Source organism: Elioraea sp. (assembly GCF_051860475.1).
Lineage (GTDB): Bacteria > Pseudomonadota > Alphaproteobacteria > Acetobacterales > Acetobacteraceae > Elioraea.
Genome location: NZ_JBHYDW010000144.1, coordinates 10,181 through 10,511 on the forward strand (window position 1 = coordinate 10,181; position 331 = coordinate 10,511).

1 protein-coding gene is annotated in these 331 nt (G+C 77.3%); it reads left to right on the forward strand.

Going from position 1 to position 331, the window contains the following annotated elements; genetic code table 11:
* On the forward strand, nucleotides 1-331 hold a 331-nt coding region (locus ACTIFU_RS19490; RefSeq protein ID WP_439579984.1), incomplete at both ends, for a hypothetical protein.

Below are 331 nucleotides of genomic sequence, written 5' to 3' on the forward strand. Positions count from 1 at the left end.
GGAGCTGGCCAGCCGGGCCGCTCTGGCGGCGCAGGCCGCGAGGGAGTCGGCGGCGACCGCGGCTGAACGCGCCCAGCGCGCAACGCTGCGGGCTGAGGCGGCGGCGGCGGCGGCGGCGGCACGGGATAGCCGTGGCCGCGCCCACGTCCTGGCCAAGGTTGCCGATCGGCTCAAGGCTGCGCTCGAGGCGCAAGAGCAGGCGCGCCAAGCGCAGCCGAACGCAGCCCCTGCGATCGCCGGCGCGGTCGTGCTCGCGATCCTCGCTGCCGCTCTTGCGGCACTGCCCTCTGTCGTGGCGGGAACCGGGGGGGCGTGGACGTGGACCGCCGCT